This is a genomic window from Burkholderia sp. AU4i (assembly GCF_000466765.1).
GTDB classification, from domain to species: Bacteria; Pseudomonadota; Gammaproteobacteria; order Burkholderiales; family Burkholderiaceae; genus Burkholderia; species Burkholderia cepacia.
Window position 1 is genome coordinate 1 of the sequence record NZ_ASSI01000162.1, and the last position, 2,484, is coordinate 2,484.

At 62.0% G+C, this 2,484-nt stretch carries 3 protein-coding genes; all 3 read left to right on the forward strand.

The features are described from left to right. Positions 1-83: 83 nt before the first annotated feature. Genes tnpA through tnpC form a run of 3 tightly spaced genes read left to right on the forward strand, consistent with a single transcriptional unit; the run spans position 84 to position 2,429 of the window. A complete protein-coding gene (tnpA, locus tag L810_RS31875) occupies positions 84-488 on the forward strand; it encodes an IS66-like element accessory protein TnpA (RefSeq protein WP_042976996.1) in 405 nt (134 codons plus the stop codon). Then, a complete protein-coding gene (gene tnpB, locus L810_RS31880) occupies positions 485-826 on the forward strand; it encodes an IS66 family insertion sequence element accessory protein TnpB (protein WP_021162353.1) in 342 nt (113 codons plus the stop codon). Before tnpA ends, tnpB begins: the two co-directional genes overlap by 4 nt. Before the next feature lie 52 nt (positions 827-878). Further along, entirely contained in the window at positions 879-2,429 is a 1,551-nt protein-coding gene (gene tnpC, locus L810_RS31885; protein ID WP_021162354.1) for an IS66 family transposase, read from the forward strand. Positions 2,430-2,484: the final 55 nt, after the last annotated feature.

Genomic DNA, 2,484 nt, shown 5'->3' on the forward strand with positions numbered 1-2,484 from the left:
GTAAGCACCCGGTCACGACCGTCTTGAGCGAGTGACGAAAGACGGCAAGGATAGTGCCCGCGAAATATTTAGCGGGCGCGAAAATGGACAGATCTGACGACGTTCTGACGGCGGAACCGAAACGGCCGAACTTCCCGGAGGAGTACCGTCGGGCGATTGTGGAGATGACACTCAAGCCTGGGGCATCGACTTCGCGGATTGCGCGCGAGCATGGGCTGAACGTCAATATGGTGTTTAAGTGGCGGCAGCGATTCAAGAAAGAATTGATCGCGAATGACATGCCGACGCTGGTGCCAGCGATCGCCGAGTCAGCACAGTTGCTGCCGGTGAGTGTGATCGACACACCGCTACCGCCTGCGCAGGCAGCCACCGTCCCAGCGAGTGCTGCCGGTTGCGAGATTGAAGTTGAGACTGGTAAACGGCGGGTATTTATCCGCGGCGTGTCACAGGAGTTCGCCGAGCGCTTCCTGAGGGACTGCCTGAAATGATTCCACCGAATACGCGGATCTGGATCGCGGCAGGCGTGACTGACATGCGTTCTGGCTTCAATTCCCTGGCTGCGAAGGTGCAAACCGTTCTGGACAAAGACCCCTACGGCGGCAACATCTTCCTCTTCAGGGGCAAGCGGGGCGATCTGTTGAAAGCGCTTTACTGGTGTGACGGCGGGCTATGCCTGTTTGCAAAACGCCTTGAAAAAGGGCATTTTGCGTGGCCGCGGGCTGACTCCGGTGTTGTCTCGCTCACCACCGCCCAGCTCTCGCTCCTGCTCGAAGGCTTCGATTGGCGGCAGCCAGTCGAAACAGCGCGCCCGCGCAGCGCGTTGTAAACGTCCATTACAGGCGACGGTCCCGCGCGATGGGACCGTGTAAACTCGCTGCATGTCTGCCTGTTCCGATGATCTCCCCGACGATGTTGATGCGCTCAAGGCGATGGTTGCCCGGCTGCGCGAGCAGCTCTCGTCGCGTGCCATCGAAATCGAGCAACTGAAGCTGACCATCGCGAAGCTGCGCCGCATGCAGTTCGGCCGCAAGTCGGAAAAACTCGATCACCAGATCGAACAGCTCGAACTCCGTCTGGAAGACCTGCTTGCTGATGAAGGGGCGACCGATATGGCCGCCCCTACGGCTGCACAGCGCTCGCGTCGTGAGAGTGCCGGACGCAAGCCGCTGCCCGAGCACCTTGAGCGCGAAGATCGCACCCACCTGCCTGAAGGCGATGGTTGCCCCGATTGCGGCGGTCGGCTCAAGCCGCTGGGCGAAGACGTTGCCGAACAGCTCGAATATGTGCGGGCGCACTTCCGTGTGATCCGTCATCGTCGCCCGAAGCTGGCCTGCGCGTGCTGTGATCGCATCGTGCAGGCAGCAGCCCCGAGCCGCCCGATCGACCGGGGGATTGCTGGCCCGGCGCTGCTGGCGCACATCGCGGTATCGAAGTTCAGCTATCACATCCCGCTTCACCGACAGGCCGTCATGTACGCGCGCGATGGTGTCGAGATCGATCCCGGTGCGATGGGTTACTGGATCGGCAGCATCTCGCACCTGCTCTCGCCGCTGGTTGACGCCGTGCGTCGTTACGCGCTGGCCGGCAGCAAGATCCACTCAGACGATACGCCGATGCCGGTGCTGGCTCCAGGCAACGGCCGTACGAAAACCGGCCGTCTGTGGGTCTATGTACGCGACGACCGCTCAAGCGGTTCCGATGAGCCACCAGCAGTCTGGTTTGCCTATACACCCGACCGGCGTGGCGAACATCCCCAGCAACATCTGGCTCAGTTTGCGGGGGTACTTCAGGCCGATGCGTTCGCCGGCTACGCCGAACTGTATCGCGGCGGCCGCATCCAGGAAGCCGCCTGCATGGCGCACGCGCGCCGCAAGATCCACGACCTTCATGCAGTGCGCCCGAACGCCGTAACGGAGGAAGCGCTGCGCCGGATTGGCGCGCTCTACAAGATCGAAGAGCAGATCCGCGGCAAGCCGCCCGACGAACGCCGATGTGTGCGCCACGAACAGGCGGTGCCGTTGCTCGACGACATGAAGCGCTGGTTCGAGGCGACGCTTGCCACGCTCTCGAAGAAGTCCGACACGACCAAAGCGATCCGGTACGCGCTGAATCGCTGGCCTGCGCTCGTCTACTACTGCGACGACGGGCAGGTAGAGATTGATAACCTGATCGCCGAGCGCGCGCTGCGCGGTGTTGCGATCGGACGTCGTAACTATCTGTTCATGGGTGCCGATTCCGGCGGTGAACGCGCGGCGGCCATGTACAGTCTCATCGGCTCGGCTCGCCTGAACGGCCTTGATCCAGAGGCGTACCTCGCCTATGTGCTCGATCGCATCGCCGATCATCCAGTCAACCGCATTGACGAACTGCTGCCGTGGAACGTGGCACCGTCGCTGCCGACTTCCGCTCGCATCGAACCCATTCGATAGCATCATCCGTCTGCTGCGTCAACGGCTAGCGCTACGGTGCTGATCGAGTGCTTAC